Annotated in this window: 6 protein-coding genes and 1 pseudogene; 5 read left to right on the forward strand and 2 right to left on the reverse strand. The window is 37.4% G+C overall.

What is annotated here, in order from left to right; all coding sequences use genetic code 11:
* The first annotated feature begins 202 nt into the window (after positions 1 to 202).
* Together PYW42_RS00375 and PYW42_RS00380 are read left to right on the forward strand one after the other, a co-directional pair.
* A complete protein-coding gene (locus PYW42_RS00375; RefSeq protein ID WP_002356101.1) occupies positions 203 to 1,438 on the forward strand; it encodes an MFS transporter in 1,236 nt (411 codons plus the stop codon).
* Between the two features lie 20 nt (positions 1,439 to 1,458).
* On the forward strand, positions 1,459 to 1,638 hold the full coding sequence (locus PYW42_RS00380) for a hypothetical protein (RefSeq protein WP_002381345.1): 180 nt from the start codon (positions 1,459 to 1,461) through the stop codon (positions 1,636 to 1,638).
* 155 nt (positions 1,639 to 1,793) lie between these two features.
* On the opposite strand, the gene PYW42_RS00385 is transcribed toward PYW42_RS00380, so the two are convergent.
* Positions 1,794 to 3,278, reverse strand: a complete 1,485-nt coding sequence (locus tag PYW42_RS00385; protein WP_002411449.1) for a helix-turn-helix domain-containing protein — start codon at positions 3,276 to 3,278, stop codon at positions 1,794 to 1,796.
* Positions 3,272 to 4,759, reverse strand: a complete 1,488-nt coding sequence (locus PYW42_RS00390; RefSeq protein ID WP_002381348.1) for a helix-turn-helix domain-containing protein — start codon at positions 4,757 to 4,759, stop codon at positions 3,272 to 3,274. Before PYW42_RS00390 ends, PYW42_RS00385 begins: the two co-directional genes overlap by 7 nt.
* Positions 4,760 to 5,469: 710 nt before the next feature.
* On the opposite strand from PYW42_RS00390, the pseudogene fss1 reads away from it, so the two are divergent.
* The 3 genes and pseudogenes from fss1 to PYW42_RS00405 all read left to right on the forward strand — a co-directional run bounded on the left by fss1 (position 5,470) and on the right by PYW42_RS00405 (position 14,344).
* A pseudogene (gene fss1, locus PYW42_RS00395) lies at positions 5,470 to 11,567 on the forward strand (fibrinogen-binding MSCRAMM adhesin Fss1).
* A 275-nt stretch (positions 11,568 to 11,842) separates the two neighbouring features.
* Positions 11,843 to 12,757: a diacylglycerol/lipid kinase family protein gene (locus PYW42_RS00400; RefSeq protein ID WP_002389614.1), complete on the forward strand. Its 915-nt coding sequence runs from the start codon at positions 11,843 to 11,845 to the stop codon at positions 12,755 to 12,757.
* 81 nt (positions 12,758 to 12,838) lie between these two features.
* Entirely contained in the window at positions 12,839 to 14,344 is a 1,506-nt protein-coding gene (locus PYW42_RS00405; RefSeq protein WP_002379861.1) for a helix-turn-helix domain-containing protein, read from the forward strand.
* Positions 14,345 to 14,664 lie beyond the last annotated feature (320 nt).

A 14,664-nucleotide genomic window follows, 5' to 3' on the forward strand; every position in this document is an offset into this window, starting at 1 on the left:
ACATTTGTTGAAGTTATTTGTAGATAACGTTTATCATTCACAAATTTACATTTTTTTGTAACGGATATCTCGTATAGTAATAACTGCAAATGAATTTCAGAAAATTTTTTGATAAGTCATCAAAGTGAGGGGATAGCGGTCTTTTATTGAAAAATAGCAACACAAAATAAACAGAACAAAAGAGAGAGGAATTCAAAGAATTATGACAGAACAAACACCAACAAAGCTTTTGAATAAAGGCTTTATCAGTATTACAGTGATTAATTTCATTGTCTATCTTGTTTATTATTTATTAATGGTTATTATTGCGGTGATTGCGCAAGATAGCTTACACGCTACTTTAGGTCAAGCGGGTTTGGCCTCAGGAATTTACATCATCGGGACATTGCTTGCACGACTTTTCATGGGGAAACTCCTTGAACTGATTGGGCGTAAACAAGTCTTACGTTATGGGGCTTTGTTTTATCTTTTAACGACTGTTGCGTATATGTATATGCCAAGTATGGGCATTCTTTATCTGGTCCGTTTTTTAAATGGGTTTGGTTACGGAACCGTTTCGACAGCGACCAACGCAATTGTTACCGCCTATATCCCTAAAAACAAAAAAGGGGAAGGGATCAATTATTATGGGTTGAGTACTAGTTTAGCAGCCGGCATTGGACCATTTATTGGGATGTTATTGTTAAATGTTTCCAACTTCCATGTCATTATTAACTTTTCAATTATTTTAATTTTGTTAACAACCATTGCTTGCTTCATTTTCCCAGTGAAAAATATTGAGTTAACACCTGAACATCGTGAAGCTTTATCTAAATGGAATTTTGATAGTTTTGTTGAAAAGAAAGTTTTATTTATTACATTTATCGCCTTTTTAATGGGTCTTGCTTATTCAAGTGTCTTATCTTTCTTATCTTCTTATGTCAAAGTAATCGATTTAGTTGACGTCAGCACCTTCTTCTTTATCGTCTATGCGGTCGTGATTACCTTAACACGTCCATCGACAGGTCGGATTTTCGATGTCAAGGGTGAACGCTACGTCATGTATCCGAGCTACATTTTCTTAACACTAGGCTTATTCTTATTAAGTATGACTACGTCTGGTTGGATGTTATTAGTTTCAGGTGGGTTAATTGGCTTAGGTTATGGTACTTTCATGTCAAATGGCCAAGCGGTTTGTCTTCAAGAAAGCCCAAGTCCTCACCGTATCGGGATTGCTTTATCGACTTATTTCATCGGTTTAGACCTTGGATTAGGGGTTGGTCCGTACGTTTTAGGTGAATTACGTAACTTTATGTCATTCCAACAAATGTACTTCTTAGCAGGCTGTATCCCAATCGTTTGTACTATTTTATATATGGTCTTCCACAAAGCTAAAAATGATGCCAAAGATTTGTCTCTTGAAACGATTGAAGAGATTGAACACGGCTCAGAACTATAAATGGACAAGGAGTGATTTCAATGCCTAACGATGAACGGATTTTAAACGTTTTACAACAAACACTAACGGAAATTCAACGCATGAACACGCGTTTAGCTAAAATTGAAACAGAGTTAGCCGATGTCGATCAACATCACGCGACTTTGGATCATTACTTGCAAGAGCTAGAATTGGTGACAGAAAATAACAACGTCATGTAAAATGAGTAGTTAGTAAATGAATGTTCTACGTTTCGGTATCACTAGAGTGGAACATTGAAAATTTTCGTAAAAAACGCCAAAAGGTAGCAGTTTTTCTGCTACCTTTTGGCGTTTTTTGTAATTTTTATCACTTAAAATGTTTCACGTGAAAACTTTTAAAAGTGGCGTGGACTTTGTTTGGTGACAATTTGTGTATTTAAATTTTCTAAGCTTTGCGCTAGTTCACCAATGCTAGCGGAAAAATCAACATAATAAGTGGGAACCGTTGATTTGACACTAACTTCTGAAAAGATATCTGTAATAATTACATCGAAAGGCTTTTCTGGTGAAGCGACAAAAATTAATTTTTTATCCACGGCTTTACTTAGCTTTTCATAAAGGGTATCTAAAATTAAATTACTTTGATTGGTCCTTACTAAGACACGAATCGGTGGTAAAGATTTCGTTTTCAATGTACAAAAAAGAATAAACAAGCAGTCAACTAACAATTTTTCATTGCCAATCAATGTCGGAAGCATTTCAATTGTAAGGCGCTTCACATCTTTGTAGAGACTTGGATTTTTTTGAAGTGCTTCTTTTAAAAAGCTTTCTTGCACAAATGGATTGGCAATCGTGACAAAGGTCTTAAAAAAGACACTTAAATTTTGGATAGAAGTATATAGATAAAGATACTCGTGAAATGTCAATTTAATTTGATAAAAAGACGTTAGTTGATAAATGATCTCTTTAATGGGTGAGCCTAATAGCTGGACCATATGCATCCGTGCTGCAGGAATTTCCAAGACATCTTGTGTGGCGTAGCTGACACTAATCGTCAATAAGAAAAAGGCAAAAAGGCCTTCTTTTTGTATAAATTTTGTTGGAACTTGGTGTAAGGCTTCTTCTTTAAAAAACAATTCAAATTCACTCAGATTAACAAAGGGATTAACAATCGCTTCTTCCTCCACGAAAGTTTCTTTGATAAAAAAGCCCTCTTTCCAATGCGCTAAAATCACAGCAGAAAAAATTAAGTCTTTTGTAAAATCTTGTGTTGTATTGAAAGAAACAGAGTGTTTTAAACGTCGAAAGAGACTATGGACTTCTTTTTTAGTAATCGTGTACAACGGCCAATCCCCTTCAGAGTAATTGTTCCAAAAAAGCATCATAAAGAAAATCCGGATATCTTTTTCTTTGCCCACCAACACATTGGTACGTTTTAAATTGATTTCAATCTGATATTTTTGGAGCCATTGGTTTAATTGTCCAATTTTTCGCGTAAAGGTTGATGAAGAAATTTCTAGGACTTTTTCAAAATGTTTGCTATCAATTGCATTATGATTAAAGGCGTAGGTCAGTACTTGATACGCGAAACTTTTTTTGACAAAGTAGGGCATCAAAAATGACAGTTGGAAATAGGGTGCAAACCAAAATGTAATTTCTTTGGCATTTGCTGATAAAGAAAATAAGTTCTCCCAGCCGTTCTTTTCAATTTCTGTTTGGAGCAAAGCCACGGATTGTAGAATGGTATTTTGTTGCATTTTTAATTGAGTGGCTAAAGTAGAAATCGCCAATGTTTGCTCTTCTGCTTCACGACGTTCGAGTAATTCTTCTAAAAGAGCAAAACTTTTACGATAAGGTACATCAAGTAACCCTGTTAACATCCGATTCCCTCCAAACTGTTTTCCCCACGTAATTTGGCAAAATAAATTTTGCGAACTACTTGTTTTAGGTTATAGTATTCGTCTAAATAAGGAACGGGATGCCAATAAAAGGTTTTGCTGGCGTGAAAAAGCGGATTATTTTTGTCAGTAATGACTAAGTCAGGCACTTCTTGAATATGATTGACGAATTTCAAAGGAACATCACAATAATTATTGATTTCCTTTGCTAACCAGTTTTCTTGTATCTGATTAATAGATGAATGAAGTAAAATTTTAACAGGAATTTGTTTATTTAATAAAACACTCCGAATAATTAAAAAAATGGTTTCTTTAAATAACGCATCTAGTGGATGTTGTTTGTCAAAAGGCAAACGCTTTAAGAAATAGTTGGTTGTTCGTGAAACATTTGGGTATTGTTTTTCATACAGAGAGACATTAGCAACCTCATAGCTCAATTCCTCTTCCACAGGGAAATGAATCAGTCGTTCACTGGCATTGGATAAATTAACCAATAAAAAGACCACTTCTATTGCGCTTAAATCCAACTGTAATTGCGTACATTTTTCAAAAATCCAAGTAGCGTGTGGACTGTTATCCATTCCCATGATCGCTAAGTTGGCAAAGTTGATGGTTTCCATTTGGACCAGAGAGTACATCGTTAATGTGCTGAAGAAATCATAATAAAAATGAATCTCAGCTTGCCAAGTGTCAGGCTCTTTTTGTTCATCAATAAAACAATCATTCACTAATAGTTGGAATTCTGAATAAGGAAAGGCCAAATTAATAGCAGCAACTTCTGGATAATTGGTGATTGTAAAACCGGATTGATAACGGAGTAAACCTATGGACATAATTAATTTTAATTTGCGTAAATCAGTATATGTAAAGTAAGGGTAACGGTTTTTGATGATTTCAATGAAGTTCTGCAATTGTGCTTGATTAGTCTTAGATAGAAATGGTACTAGAGAAGTTCCTGAAATGAAGAATAAGGAATAAAAGAAACTGCGAAAATCTTTCTCGTTGCCACAAATTTTTTCTCGTCTTTTTAAGTTTAAATAACAATTAAATCTAGCTAGATGATTATTTAAACGGTCACTGACTTGTTTAAAAATAGAAAAGTTAATAAAGTGCTCTTCACAAAAATCTTTGGCTGAAGTGTAGCGTTTTAAAAGTAAATCCAGGGCTAACATATAGGTTAGTGACCCGCGGACAACAGCTTCTTTCATTAACTCAATCGGGATATTTTCATCGGCAACTAATTCTATGGACTGTTGATTATTAATGATGCGAATATGTACATTTTCATGTGTATTGACTCGAGAAATTAACAAAGTTAATTGATTCAATAAATTGTTGATATTGTAATGGGAAAATTCATATTTTCGTCGGAGTACTTGCATGGGGACTTTTTCTTTACTGTCATACAAGTATTCAATTAGGGAAAGTAACTGAATTTCCTGTTTGGTTAATAAGTTATACATAATAACCACCTTTCTAATTGGTTATGATTGTTTGATTTTTCAGATAATACAGATAGGGCATTCTTTTCTAAATGACATTTGACAATTGCCAGTGAAAGAACTAGTTGTTCTTATGCTACTGTATCTATTCTTAAAAATCAAGAAGAACTGAATGTGTCAAATGGAAGAAAACATGGACAAAAAATGGTAGAGCAAAAAATTATTAAGAAAAACAACCAGTTTATATAAAACATTTAAATAACAAGAATGATAATTTGAGTCTATTGATTTTTTAGCTTAAATAGCTTATACAAATAGGCTTTTTTGTCTGGTTAGTTCTTATGAAAAAAATTAAAAAAAACGGTATAGTGGAAGAAGGAATAGTAAAAATAAGAAAGGATAAGGACGTGTTTTCATAAAGATGAAAAGGGTTTCTGGGATTTCATCAACTTTTTCTATTTGGAGGAGAAGTTGTTGATAATTTTTGCTGAAAAATCTCGTTATACTCTTCTTATTCTTATAGAAGAGTCTATAGGAAAAAGCAGAAAATGAATCCGCATTCGAAGCAAGAGTGCGTTTTGAGGAGATAAAAAGAAAAGGTGTGTTGGCTGTCTGTTTTAGCAAGGAAGAAAGACAACAGAAGAGCACTCACTTATTTGGTTTAAAATAAAAAATTGGTACGAAGTGAACGTTCTCTTCTATGTGTCGTTAGTAGAGGAAGGATGAAAGAAATGAGAAAGAATGGACCAATGGTAAACCGTTGGCTCTACGGGTTGATGTGTTTGTTACTTGTTCTAAATTATGGCACACCACTCATGGCTTTGGCGGAAGATGTTAACAGCGATGGCCAGTTAACGTTAGGAGAAGTGAAGCAAACCAGCCAACAAGAAATGACCTTAGCGCTTCAAGGAAAAGCACAACCAGTAACACAAGAGGTTGTAGTGCATTATAGTGCCAATGTGTCAATCAAAGCTGCACATTGGGCAGCGCCCAATAATACGCGCAAGATTCAAGTGGATGACCAGAAGAAACAGATTCAAATTGAATTGAATCAGCAAGCGTTAGCAGATACGTTAGTCTTAACGTTGAACCCTACAGCTACAGAAGATGTGACGTTTTCTTATGGACAACAGCAACGAGCGTTGACGTTAAATACTGGTACTGATCCGACAGAATCAACGGCAATCACGAGTTCGCCAGCCGCATCAGCGAATGAAGGTTCAACAGAAGAAGCATCTACAAACTCCTCTGTTCCTCGTTCGTCCGAAGAAACTGTCGCCAGCACGACAAAAGCGATAGAAAGTAAAACAACCGAGTCTACGACTGTCAAACCGCGCGTAGCAGGACCAACAGATATCAGTGACTATTTTACAGGTGATGAAACAACGATTATCGATAATTTTGAAGATCCGATTTATTTAAATCCTGATGGCACACCAGCAACACCGCCGTATAAAGAAGATGTGACCATTCATTGGAACTTTAACTGGTCGATTCCAGAAGATGTGCGAGAACAAATGAAAGCAGGCGATTACTTCGAGTTTCAATTACCTGGCAATTTGAAACCTAATAAACCCGGTTCAGGTGATTTAGTTGATGCAGAAGGCAATGTCTATGGAACCTACACAATTAGTGAAGATGGTACGGTTCGTTTTACCTTTAATGAGCGAATCACGTCTGAAAGTGACATTCACGGGGACTTTTCTTTAGATACTCATTTGAATGATTCAGATGGGCGGGGTCCAGGAGATTGGGTGATTGATATTCCTACACAAGAAGATTTGCCGCCTGTAGTGATTCCAATTGTCCCAGATACCGAACAACAAATTGATAAACAAGGCCATTTTGATCGAACGCCCAATCCTAGTGCGATTACTTGGACGGTAGATATCAATCAAGCGATGAAAGATCAAACAAATCCAACTGTGACGGAAACATGGCCAACAGGGAATACCTTTAAGTCAGTGAAAGTCTATGAGTTAGTGATGAATCTTGATGGAACAATTAAAGAAGTGGGTCGCGAACTTAGTCCAGATGAATATACCGTTGATAAAAATGGCAATGTGACGATTAAAGGTGACACCAATAAAGCGTATCGTCTTGAGTACCAAACGACGATTGACGAGTCGGTTATTCCAGATGGCGGCGGCGATGTGCCTTTTAAAAATCACGCGACGTTAACAAGTGATAATAATCCAAATGGGTTAGATGCTGAAGCAACTGTTACCGCCACATATGGCAAAATGTTAGACAAGCGCAATATAGATTACGACGAAGCCAATCAAGAATTCACTTGGGAAATTAACTACAACTATGGTGAACAAACCATTCCAAAAGACCAAGCAGTCATTACAGACACAATGGGGGATAATTTAACGTTTGAACCAGATTCTTTACATTTATATTCAGTGACGTTTGATGACAAAGGAAATGAAGTCGTTGGAGCAGAACTTGTGGAAGGAAAAGATTACAAAGTGGTAATCAAAGGAGACGGTTCCTTTGCAATTGACTTTTTACATGATGTGAATGGCGCAGTCAAGATTGATTATAAAACCAAAGTTGATGGAATTGTCGAAGGCGATGTTGCCGTGAATAATCGTGTGGATGTTGGTACTGGTCAGCATTCAGAAGGTGATGGCACAGCCAGTCAACAAAATATTATTAAAAACACTGGTGCAGTTGATTATCAAAATTCGACGATTGGTTGGACGTTAGCTGTGAATCAAAATAATTATTTGATGGAAAATGCCGTGATTACGGATACGTACGAACCAGTTCCTGGCTTAACTATGGTACCCAATTCGTTGGTTGTCAAAGATACAACCACTGGTGCTCAGTTGACGTTAGGCAAGGATTTCATGGTAGAAATAACTCGTAATGCAGAAGGTGAAACAGGCTTTAAGGTAAGTTTTATAGGGGCGTATGCCAAAACAAGTGATGCCTTCCACATAACTTATACTACCTTTTTCGATGTTACCGAGTTAGACGCTAACAATCCTGCGTTGGACCATTATCGAAATACCGCTGCCATTGATTGGACGGATGAAGCAGGAAACAATCATCATTCAGAAGATAGTAAACCGTTTAAACCTTTACCTGCTTTTGATTTAAATGCGCAAAAAAGCGGTGTTTACAATGCCGTTACCAAAGAAATCACTTGGACGCTTGCGGTTAATTTAAGTAATAATCGTTTAGTCGACGCCTTTTTGACGGATCCAATTTTAGCCAATCAAACCTATTTGGCTGGGAGCTTGAAAGTCTATGAAGGCAATACAAAGCCAGATGGTTCGGTTGAAAAAGTGAAACCAGCGCAACCGTTGACGGATATCACAATGGAAGAACCAAGCGAGAAAAACCAAAATACTTGGCGTGTTGATTTTCCTAATGATAGTCGTACGTATGTGATTGAATTTAAGACGTCTGTTGATGAAAAAGTTATCGAAGGTTCGGCTAGTTATGACAATACCGCATCTTATACAAACCAAGGTTCTTCACGTGATGTGACAGGAAAAGTTTCTATTCAACATGGTGGCGAATCAGTGAAAAAAGGTGGCGAATACCACAAAGATGATCCAGATCATGTGTACTGGCATGTAATGATCAATGGCGCCCAATCGGTTTTAGACGATGTGGTTATTACTGATACACCCTCACCAAACCAAGTGCTAGATCCCGAGTCATTGGTGATTTACGGTACCAACGTAACAGAAGACGGAACTATTACGCCAGATAAATCTGTTATTTTAGAAGAAGGAAAAGATTACACACTGGAAGTTACCACCGATAATGAAACAGGACAACAAAAAATTGTCGTTAAAATGGCCCATATTGAAGCACCTTATTATATGGAATATCGTAGTTTAGTGACTTCTTCAGCAGCGGGGAGTACAGACACGGTATCCAACCAAGTGTCAATTACTGGAAATGGTTCAGAAGTCGTTCATGGGGATGACAATGGCGATGTGGTCGTTGACATTGATCACAGTGGCGGGCATGCCACAGGGACTAAAGGCAAAATTCAGCTGAAGAAAACAGCCATGGATGGGACGACTATTTTAGCAGGCGCCCATTTCCAAATTTGGGACCAAGCCAAAACACAAGTCCTACGTGAAGGTACAGTAGATGCCACCGGGGTTATCACATTTGGTGGGTTGCCACAAGGGCAATACATTTTGGTGGAGACGAAAGCACCAGAAGGTTATACAGTTTCGGATGAATTAGCTAAAGGTCAAGTCATCACTATTGATGAAGAAACTTCAGCAGATGGTGCACAACCAACTATTATTAAAAACAATGTCAATAAAGTAATTTTAGAAAAAACAGATGAGAAGGGCAAAAAGTTAGTCAATGCACGCTTTAAATTAGAGCATGCCGTAACCACGCCGTTTACTCATTGGGAAGAAGTTCCCCTTGCGCCGGATCGAACCAACGCAAATGGCCAGTTAGAGGTGGATAGTTTAAAACCAGGGCTTTATCAGTTCACAGAAATCGAAGCACCGACAGGCTATCTTTTAGACACGACACCCAAACGGTTCATTGTGACACAAAACACGAGCGGACAAATTCGTGATGTTCATGTTAAAATGCTTAATTACCAAGGTTCTGCTGAACTAATTAAAAAAGACCAAGCAGGCAATCCATTAGCAGGTGCTGAATTTTCAGTCCTTGATACTACAGGACAAGCGGTTCGAGAACACTTAGTTTCGGATGCAAACGGAAAAGTCACAGTGACGGATTTAGCCCCAGGCAAATATCAATTTGTGGAAACAAAGCGCCAGCAGGGTACCTTTTAAACACTGAACCAAGTGCTTTCACGATTGCAGCAAGCGATCGGGGCAAACCAGCAACAGTTATAGCAACGGCTAACTTTGTTAACTATCAAGGCGCAGCTAAATTAATCAAAAAAGATGTGAATGGACACTTATTAAGTGGTGCGACATTTAAAGTGCTTGATGCGAAGGGACAAACGATTCAAACAGGCTTGACGACAAATAGTCAAGGGAAAATTATTGCAGAGCACTTAGCCCCAGGTAAATATCGCTTTGTAGAAACCAAAGCGCCAACAGGCTATTTGTTAAATACCATGCCAGTCCCATTTGAAATTGCTGAGAAAAATGCTGGTAAACCAGCGGTCGTTGTTGCTAGTGACAACTTTGTGAATTACAAAGGGGCTTTCCAAATCGTGAAAACGAATAGCGCAGACCAACCATTAGCAGGTGCTGTTTTTGAACTATATGATCACAATAAACAATCATTAGGGATTACAGCAACGAGTGGCAAAGATGGCAAAATTATCTTTAGAGACTTGGCGCCAGGTACCTATTATTACAAAGAAATCAAAGCACCAAAATTACCAGATGGCGCAGATTATATTATTTATCCTGAATTAGTAAAAGTAGAAATTCGTGGTGATTTCAAAGGCGATCCGGAGATCTTCCAATTAGGGGCCTTCGCCAATTTCAAAGGACGTGCCGTCTTTAAGAAAATTGATGCCAATGCGAACCCACTTCCAGGAACAATTTTTAAATTGTATCGAATCGAAAACGGGGAAAAAATCTTTGAAAGAGAAGTAACTTCTGAAAAAGATGGTTCATTGGCTATGGAGGATTTAGGCGCTGGTAGTTATGAATTAGATGAAATGGATGCAACGGATGGCTATATCGTCAATAAACAACCCATTTATTTTGTAGTGAAGAAGAATTCAAATGATAAACAACCACTAGATGAGTTAGAGTTTGTAAATTATCAAGCGGAAGTAACGGGACGTAAAGTCAATGAGCAAGGTCAAACCTTAGCGGGTGCAGTTTTTGCAATTTACAACGCCGATAATCAGAATCAGCCACAAGGTTCACCAATAACATTCTTGAATCGTGCAGGAGAGAAAGTTTCTGAAATAACAACGGACAAGACTGGCGAAATTTACGCTAAAGGTCTGAATGAAGGGCATTACGTTTTAGTGGAAACGAAAGCACCAACAGGCTATCTGTTAGACACAACGCCACATCCATTTGATGTAACCGCCCAATTAGGAAAAGAGCAGCCAATTGCTTTAGGCGATCTTATCAATTATCAAGGAACTGCTCAATTAACCAAAGAAAACGAAACAGGTGAAGCATTGGCAGGTGCGGTGTTTAAGGTCATTGATGAAACAGGGCAAACCGTAGCTGGACAAACCAATCTGATGTCTGACAAGCAAGGCAAAGTCATTGCGAAAAACTTAGCACCGGGAACGTATCGTTTTGTGGAGACACAAGCGCCAACTGGCTATCTTCTTAATGAAACGCCAAGCGCAAGCTTTACGATTGCCAAAGACAACCAAGGCAAACCAGCCACTGTGGTACTTAAAGCACCTTTTATTAATTACCAAGGTGCTGCCAAGCTGGTGAAAATTGACCAGCAAAAGAATGCCTTAGTAGGTGCTGAATTTAAAGTGACAGATGCAGAGACAGGGCAAACTGTCGCTCGTTCATTACGTTCTGACAACCAAGGGTTAGTTCAAGTGAACCACTTACAACCAGGAAAATATACCTTTGTGGAAACAAAAGCACCGGATGGTTACCAACTGTCTAAGCAAGCAGTCGCATTCACTATTGCGGCAACAGCGAAAGACAAACCTGAACTCGTGGATGCGGGCACGTTTGTTAACGAGAAACAACCTGTATCCAAAAAAACAAAACCAAATCAGCCAACAACGAAACAAGCAGCTAGAGAGACAGGTTGGCTTGGTTTACCGAAAACCAACACACAAGTCAATTACTTCTTTGTCTTTATCGGCCTCCTGTTGGTCGGTTTGGCAAGTTGGCTCTTCTATAAAAAGAGCAAGAAATAAGCAAAAACTATAAAAAAACAGGCCATCCGTCCTTTCGACGGATGGCCTATTTTTTTCCATCTTAAGCTAATCAACTGAACAAAAGCAGCTCCTTCTTATTGACATTCTCAGGTAAGCCTTCATCTCAGTTTAGCCTTTGAACAGAACTTACGGGGTTCTTGGAGATAACCGCTTGTGCCTCAGCCTTTGTTTTTCGATGCTATCTTTAGGTATTTTGGCTAAAATATTGTACACTTTACATGTGCAAGAAATTTAGTTAGAGATATGAGGATAGAATGATGAAAAAGATGATGGTTTTATACAACGAAACTTCAGGAAGTAGTGAAAGTAAAGAGATTGCAGAACGCTTTAAAAAAGCTGCAGAAGCGAGAGGGGAAGCGGTTATTTTGCAACCTTCCAATCCAGACATCGATCCTGAAGAAATGCGGAAAAATGCCAAAGAAAATCAAGTGGGTGTCTTGGTCGTCATTGGTGGTGACGGGACCATTCATCATGCCGTTCAAAATTTTAAAGACACCATTCGTGACTATCAAATAGGGATTATTCCAGGTGGAACAGTCAATAATTTTGCACGTGTGTTAAGTATTCCTTTGAAAGAAGAAGACGCCTTTGAGACCAATTTGGCAGGACAGACCACACCAGTTGACTTTGGAATGGTAAATCAAGATGTGATGATTTCGACCTTAACGATTGGACTATTAGCAGATACAGCAGCAAATGTGACCCAACAGGAGAAACAAAAATATGGTCCTTTAGCCTTTACAAAGCAATTTTTCCGCTTATTAATGAAAAAGAAAAAATACAAACTAAAAATTGATGGCGATGAAAGACGTTGGCATGGCAAAGCCCAATTATTAACGATGACCATGACGAATTCTGCTGGCGGCTTTACCAATTTCGATGCCAATGCTACGCCAGATGACGGCGAAGTCCACATTATCATTTTGCCTAAGTTAGTTTTTTACAAGTTTGTCTATTATTTACCTAAAATTATCAGAGGACAATTAAATGAAATTCCTGGTGTCGTGTATTTCTCTGGGAGTCAATTTAAAATTAGTGGCGAAAAAGACAAGAAAGTCCAAACACGAACAGATGGCGACCCTACCGATGATTTACCGATTAAAGTAACGGTGGAAGCTGGGGGACTCAACGTGTTTGTTCCTGAAACGTCCACATCTAAGAAAGAATAAAAGAAACAACTGTTATTTTTTCGTGGAATAGATTTCTCATTTTGTGTACAATAGAACAGAAGAGAGGCAGTTGAGTGAACAGTGAAATGGGATGAATATGTTGATATATTCGATACAGATGTCGTTTCTAAAATTATTATTTTAAGAAACTTGCCAATTAATGAAGGCTGGATTGACATCAATGAGTTAGCAGAAGAATTACAATTAAACAAAAAATCAGTCAAAAAATACGTAGAGCTTCTAAAAGATGACATTACGTATTATGCTGTGGATAATGATGCTTCTTTGGCTTTTGAAAAGGGGCATGGCTATCGCTTGAACTTGGCGTCTAGCCAAGCGTTCCAGAAACTTTATACAGCAATTTTTCGGGATAGTTTAACTTATCAAGTAATGGAAGATTTATTCTGGGGTCGATTTAATGGGATTGTGCCAGCGACAACAAAATATCATACCAGTGATGCCACGATTCGGCGCTTGCTTAAAGGGTTTACAGAAATTTTAGCGCCATTGGGGTTAGTGATTAATAAAAGCACCTGGAAAATTGAAGGCAATGAAGCGTATTTGCGCCATTTTGCTTACACTATTTTTATGGACTTAATCCGTGATACTTGGCCTTTTGACTATATACAAGAAACGGAAGTCGCACAAACTGTCCAAAAAATGATGGCTTTTTTCAACGTAGAAGTTGCGGAAACGGTGATACGCCGAGTTAAATATATGGTCGCTATCTCAAAAGTCCGTAGTGCGCAAGGCGCCGAATATCGACCTTCAGCCGAGCAAGAAACTTATTTAGAAGGTAATAAACATTACCAAGCCTTTATAGAAGAAATGACAGCTACAACCCTTTTCCTTAACAAAAACGATTTAACTTTTGTGTACTTTTTCTTGTTAGCCAATGACCAATTTTATCAAGACGAAGCCACTGCACAAGCAATTTTAGCGCATTTTGATGAGTCTGAAGCGCCTGTTTATATGTTGACTCATTTAGTCCAACATTTCTTATTAGAAGAAATACACATGACGCCGCAATTAGAGAAAATTCGTCCGCAAATTTTTTATTATTTGTTTGCTACACATTTATTTGCCGAACTTTACTATGTCCAAAATGTGAAAATGTACAATGTCTTTTGGAATAAAGTTAAAGAAAAATATCCAGTTCTTTTAGAAGAATTAAGCCAAGGCTTAAATCAACTTTACGAACAAACAGGCAATGAATTATTTACAAATAAAGAATTTTTGGCTTTGCGTTATTCTAGTGTTTTGGCGCTTTCTAATGATTTAATTCATCGTGAACAAAAAATTGTTTTAGGGTTAAAATCAGGCTTGCCAGTACTGGAAGAAGAACGGGTGAAACTTTCGATTGAAAATAATTTTCGTCGGTTTTATGCATTGGAAGTCTTACGATACAGTGAAGCAAGCAAAGAAGAATGGCAAAATATTGATTTACTATTAGTGACTTCTTTGGCAGATGTAGAAACGGGCCATCCAGAGATCTTTTTACTTTCAAGTGAGTTAACGTTTGAGCAATATAATCGTTTGAACCAAAAAATAGTAAAAATTAACGAGAAAAGAACCACGTCACTTTAATAAAAAATCAAAAAAATGGGCTTTTTTGAGGTATATGTCCGATAAATTGTAAAAAAATTTTTCTAAAAAGTAAAAAAAGACAAGAAGAAAACGTCAATAAGTAGGTAATCAACACCTACTTATTGACGTTTTCTCGTTGTTTTTTAATAAATACTGCGTCAATTCTTCTGAAAATTATGTCAAAAAGGTACTTTTTTTGCTTTTTTTATCGTAAATAATAGATGATTAGCTATTGATAGTAAAGGAACTACTACTTTTTTTAACAGTCAGTTAAAAAATATTGAGGGTTCTCACAAGAATTTTTCTATATAATAGAAAGA

This window comes from Enterococcus faecalis (assembly GCF_029024925.1).
GTDB lineage: Bacteria > Bacillota > Bacilli > Lactobacillales > Enterococcaceae > Enterococcus > Enterococcus faecalis.